Consider the following 5,550-nt stretch of genomic DNA (forward strand, 5'->3'; position numbering starts at 1 on the left):
AACGACCCGACGGGAACGGGATCGTAGCGGTAGAGGTCGAAGTTCGCGCGCGAGAAATCGGGCGGCTCTTCTCCCCAGGGAAACGACCGCTCCGCGCCCGCCGCCGTGCCGTAGGCGGCGCGATGGAACTCGGCCTCCGTCGGAAGGCGCCGGGCGCGCCAGCGCGCGAACGCCGACGCCTCGGCGTGGCTGACGTACACCGGCCACGAAAGCGGCAGCTCGATCTCCTCGAACATCGTCCGCCACTTCCAGCGTCCCCCCTCCTTCTCCCAATAGAGAGGGTGGTCGATTTCGTCGCGCCGGATCCAGGCCCAGTCGTCGGGAAGCCAATGGCTCTCGCGGTGATACCCGCCCGCTTCCAGGAATTCGAGGAACTCGCCGTTGGTCACGTCATAGCGGTCGATCTCGAATGCCGGAACCTCCACGCTCAGGCGGGGAAATTCGTTGTCCCAGCCGAACGGGATCTCGCCGCGATCGGCCCCGAGCGTCGCTCTTCCCGCCGGTACCCGGATGATCTCCGGAGGCGGCGAGGGGCCGACCGACGCGCGAGGCGCCCTCAGAGGCGGAGACTTCCTCCCGGGCTCGATTCGGTGGAAGATGTACAGGAGCGTCTCCTGGTGCATCGCCTCGTGCTCGATGCACATGACCGCGGCTTCCCGTCCGCGAGCCGGGACGCTCCCCGCTCCGCCCTCGATCTCGTCGAAAATTCGCGACAGCCGCTCGCCGGCCTCCGCGACGTAGGCCTCGATCTCCACCCGGGGCGGCCACGTGGAGATCGCCATCTTCTCGGCCGTGGCGCCGTCGGCCGGGTCGATCCCGCGCTCGAACAGGACCTCGAAATCCGGTCGGATTCCGGGAAGGCCGAGGGCCCGCTTCATCACGGTATTGACGGCGAACGCGGCCAGGTGCCCGCGATAGAAGACGATTGGATGGCGAAGAGGAAGCGGACGAGAGAAGAAGGTCTCCTCGTCGATGAGCGAAAAACATTCTTCGGTGCGGTCTCGCGCCTTGCGGTAGCGCTCGCCGAGAGTCTCGGCGGCGACTTTTTGCAGAGTCGACATGCCGTTCACCTCCGCTTCTCCCATTCTAAGCCCGGCATCGCTCGCACGCGGTCCCGGGCGTCGAGCGACGCCCGCCTTCCCGGCGGATTCGATGCCGGCGCGGATCGAGGTTTCCAATTTCAACGAAAGGACCCGCGACGCTTTGAATTTCGTCCGCCCCTCGGTCAGACTCCATCCGATGACGCTGCGCCTGACGACCGCCGGGGAATCCCATGGACCGGCGCTGACCGCGATCCTGGAGGGAATCCCGGCCGGCCTCCCGATCGACCGCGAGCGGCTGCGAAACGACATGGCGCGCCGGCAGCACGGCTATGGCCGCGGCGGGCGGATGAAGATCGAGACCGACGAGGTCGAGATCACCGGCGGCGTGCGCGGCGGCGTCGCGCTCGGCTCTCCCATCGCGTTCCGGATCGAGAACCGCGATTTCGCCAACTGGAAAGCGGTGATGGACCCCTGGGAGATCGACCGGCACGCCGGCGCGGCGCGTCGCGTGACGCGTCCCCGCCCGGGGCACGCCGATCTCGCCGGGGCGCAGAAGTACGGCGCCGACGACCTCAGAAACGTCCTCGAGAGAGCCTCGGCGCGCGAAACCGCCGCGCGCGTGGCGGCGGGCGCCGTCTGCCGGATGCTGCTCTCCGAATGCGGCATCGAGGTCGCGAGCGGGGTCCTGTCGCTCGGTCCGGTGGTCTGCGACGCGCCGAGGACCTGGGCATCGCTCGTAAAGGTCGATGACCGCTCTCCCCTTCGCGCGCTCGATCCCGACGCCGAGAAGAAGATGGTCGCGGCGATCGACGAGGCGAAGGCGAAAGGGGAAACGCTCGGAGGGTCGATCCTCGTCGGCGCACGCAACGTCCCGGCCGGCCTCGGTTCCTACGTCTCGTGGGACCGGAAGCTCGACGGCCGGATCGGTCGCGCGATCCTCTCGGTTCCCGCCGTCAAGGCCGTGGAATTCGGCTCCGCGATCGAGGCCTCCCGCGGCTTCGGATCCGAGGCCCACGACGAGATCCTCCTCGGAGGCCGGCGCCGGACGAACCGGGCCGGCGGGCTCGAGGGAGGCGTCACGAACGGCGAGGATGTGATCGTCGTGGCGTACATGAAGCCGATCTCGACGCTCGCGCGAGGACTCTCCTCGATCGACCTCGACACGGGACAACCGGCGGCCTCCGCCTACGAGCGGAGCGACGTCGCCGCGGTGCCGGCCTGCGGCGTGATCGCCGAGGCGATGCTCGCGTTCGTGCTGACGGACGCGCTCCTGGAGGTGACCGGCGGCGACCGGATGGAGGACGTGACGGCACGGCTCGCGGCCCATCGCGAGAGAGTCGCGCGGTTCGTTCGATCCGTCCGCGGCTGATCTCCGCCGAGCTTCGGCCGTTATATCCTCTTCCCCAGGTTGAACGACCCCACATGACCCTCCAGGCCGGAACTCGGCTCGGTCCCTACGATCCGCCGTCGCTCGCTCTCGCGAGCTATGGCGAGGCTCGTCCGCCGTCGCCGACACCTCGGCGGCCGAGGATCCACTCGTGACACTCCCCGCCGGCACCCGGCTCGGCCCCTATGAAGTTCTCTCTCCGCTGGGCGCCGGGGGAATGGGAGAGGTCTACCGCGCGCGGGACGCGAAGTTGAACCGCGAGGTCGCGGTCAAGGTGCTTCCGGAGCACCTGGCGAGCGACGCGGACGCTCGCGCGCGTTTCGAGCGCGAGGCGCAGGCCGTCGCCGCTCTCTCGCACCCGAACATCCTCGCGATCCACGATTTCGGGGTCGAGAACGGCGTCGCGTACTCCGTGACCGAGCTCCTCGAAGGCGAGACGCTGCGCGCGCGGCTCGCGGGCTCGCCGCTCCACTCGCGCAAGGCGATCGACTTCGCGCTCCAGATCGCGCGCGGCCTCGCCGCGGCGCACGAGCGCGGCGTCGTGCACCGGGATCTGAAGCCCGAGAACATCTTCCTCACGAAGGACGGCCACGTGAAAATCCTCGACTTCGGCCTCGCGCGCATGACGGGCGCGGCCGAGGCGGGCGGCGCGACGAACGCGCCGACCGTGGAGGCGCAGGGCACCGCGCCCGGGACCGTCATGGGGACGATGGGCTACATGTCCCCCGAGCAGGTGCGCGGCCGGCCCGCTGACCTCCGCACCGACATCTTCTCTTTCGGCGCGGTGCTCTACGAGATGCTCTCCGGCCGCCGCGCCTTCCGGGGCGACACGGCGGCCGACACGATGACGGCGATCCTCAAGGAGGAGCCGCCGGAGCTCTCGGAGACGAACCGCGCGGTTCCCGCGGCGCTCGAAAGGCTCGTCCGGCACTGTCTCGAGAAGAACCCGGAAGACCGGTTCCAGTCGGCGCGCGACCTCGCGTACGACCTCGAGGCGGTCTCGGGCCTCTCGACGTCGGAGTCGCGGGCCGGCGCGGTCCCGGCGATGCGGCGCTGGCGCGCGCCGAAGGTCGCGCTTCCGATCGCCGCGGCCGCCGCCGTCGCGGCTCTGGCGCTCGGTTGGCTCGCCGGCAAGAAGCTCGGACGCGAAGACGCCGCCGCTCCGGCATTCCACCAGCTCACGTTCCGGCGCGGCTTCATCGGGTCGGCGCGGTTCACTCCCGACGGGCAGTCCGTCCTCTTCTCCGCGCAGTGGGACGGGCTCCCTCCCGAGGTGTTCCTCAAGCGTCCGGAAACGCCCGATGCGCTTTCGCTGCAGCTCCCGCCCGCGGAAGTGCTCGCCGTCTCCTCGACGGGCCAGGCGGCGATCTCGCTGGACTGCCGGCAGGCCCACAACGGAGCCTGCGCGGGGACGCTCGCCGTCGTTCCCCTGACGGGCGGGGCCCCCCGTCCGCTCGAAGACGGCATCCAGTGGGCCGACTGGTCCCCTGACGGAAGCGCGATGCTCGTCGAGCACGACGTCGCAGGGAAGGCGCGACTCGAATTTCCCGCCGGCAAGGTCGTGTACGAGACGTCGGGCCACATCAGCTGGCCGCGGTTCTCGCCCGACGGCGGGACGATCGCCTTCCTCGACCATCCCTTCCCGACCGACGACCAGGGCGCCGTCGCGGTGATCGACCGCGCGGGGAAGAAGACGAAGCTCTCGCACGACTATGAAAGCGTGCAGGGGCTGTCATGGTCGCGCGACGGGAAGGAAATCTGGTTCACGGCGGCGGAAGCGGGCGCCGGACGCTCGCTTCGCGCGGTGACCCTCTCCGGGAAGGAGCGCGTTCTTTCGAACGTCCCCGGCGGGCTCACGCTGCGGGACATCTCGAAGACCGGCCGGATTCTCCTGACGCACGACAACGTGCGGAAGGGAATCATGGGCCTCGGTCCCGGACAGACCAAGGAACGCGAGCTGTCGTGGCTCGACTGGTCGCTCCCGTACGACCTCTCCGACGACGGGACGACGCTCCTCTTCGATGAGCAGGGGCAGGCCGTCGGCGAAAACTACGCGGTGTGCCTCCGGAAGACGGACGGCTCTCCGGTCGTCCGTCTCGGCGACGGCGTTCCCCGGGCGCTCTCGCCCGACGGAAAGTGGGCCGTCACCGCTCTCATGAAAGCGCACGCGGCGCTCACCCTTCTGCCGACCGGAACGGGCCAGCCGCGGGCGCTCCCCTCCGACGGGAAGCTCCAGTTCAATGCCGTCCGCTGGCTTCCCGACAGCCGCCGCATCGCGTTCAACGCCGTGTCCGATGACAACACGCGGCGGCTGTACGTCCAGGACGTCGAGCACGGCCTGCCCCGCGCCATCACTCCTCCGGACGTCCTCGTCGCCGGCTTCCTCACGTCGGCCGACGGGAAGTACGCCTTCTTCAGCGGGCCCGACGGCAAATCGGGCGTGGCCTCGATCGACGGCGGTACTCCGCCGCCCCGTCCGAAGATCGATCTCGCCAATTTGACGGCGATCCGGTTCAGCGGCGACGGTCGGTACCTCTTCGCCCGCGACCACCGGATTCCCGCGAGCGTCTGGCGGATCGACGTCGCGAGCGGCCGGAAGGAGCTCCTCCGGCAGCTGTCGCCGGGCGACCCGGCGGGCCTTCAGTTCATCGGACAGATCTTCTTCTCGGCCGACGGCCGCTCGTACGTCTACGGTTACACGCGGGCGCTCTCCGATCTTTTCGCCGTCGACGGGTTCCGATGACCCGCCTTCGCGTACTCAAGCGCGCTTCGGCGCGAGAGGTCCGCCTTCGCCCCCCCTTCGCCAAGGCTTCGGCAGGCTTCGGCGCGGCCAGGATGTCCCTATGACCCTTGTCGCGGGAGCCAGGCTCGGTCCCTACGAGATCCTCAGTCCCTTGGGCTCAGGAGGCATGGGAGAAGTGTACCGAGCGCGCGACACGCGGCTCGGCCGCGACGTCGCCGTCAAAGTCCTCCCGGAGGACCTCTCGCAGAACGCCGAGTTCAAGCAGCGGTTCGAACGGGAAGCGAAGTCCGTCTCCCAGCTCTCGCATCCGCACATCTGCGCCCTCTACGACGTCGGAAACCAGGACGGGACCGAGTACCTCGTGATGGAGCTCCTCG

Annotated in this window: 4 protein-coding genes; 3 read left to right on the forward strand and 1 reads right to left on the reverse strand. The window is 69.4% G+C overall.

The window, feature by feature from the left end; translation table 11 throughout:
• Nucleotides 1-1,061 (reverse strand): SUMF1/EgtB/PvdO family nonheme iron enzyme (locus VKH46_02100; protein ID HKB69605.1); only part of this gene is annotated, 1,061 nt, incomplete at its 3' end.
• 184 nt (nt 1,062-1,245) lie between these two features.
• Here VKH46_02100 and aroC point away from each other — a divergent pair.
• From aroC to VKH46_02115, 3 genes are all read left to right on the forward strand, one after another.
• Nucleotides 1,246-2,412 carry a chorismate synthase gene (gene aroC, locus VKH46_02105; GenBank protein ID HKB69606.1) on the forward strand — a complete coding sequence of 389 codons (1,167 nt, stop codon included), beginning with the start codon at nt 1,246-1,248 and terminating at the stop codon, nt 2,410-2,412.
• A gap of 169 nt (nt 2,413-2,581) precedes the next feature.
• On the forward strand, nt 2,582-5,173 hold the full coding sequence (locus VKH46_02110; protein HKB69607.1) for a protein kinase: 2,592 nt from the start codon (nt 2,582-2,584) through the stop codon (nt 5,171-5,173).
• A gap of 166 nt (nt 5,174-5,339) precedes the next feature.
• Nucleotides 5,340-5,550, forward strand: a 211-nt coding sequence (locus VKH46_02115) for a protein kinase (protein ID HKB69608.1), incomplete at its 3' end; no start/stop codon positions are given.

This window comes from Thermoanaerobaculia bacterium, assembly GCA_035260525.1.
Classification (GTDB): domain Bacteria; phylum Acidobacteriota; class Thermoanaerobaculia; order UBA5066; family DATFVB01; genus DATFVB01.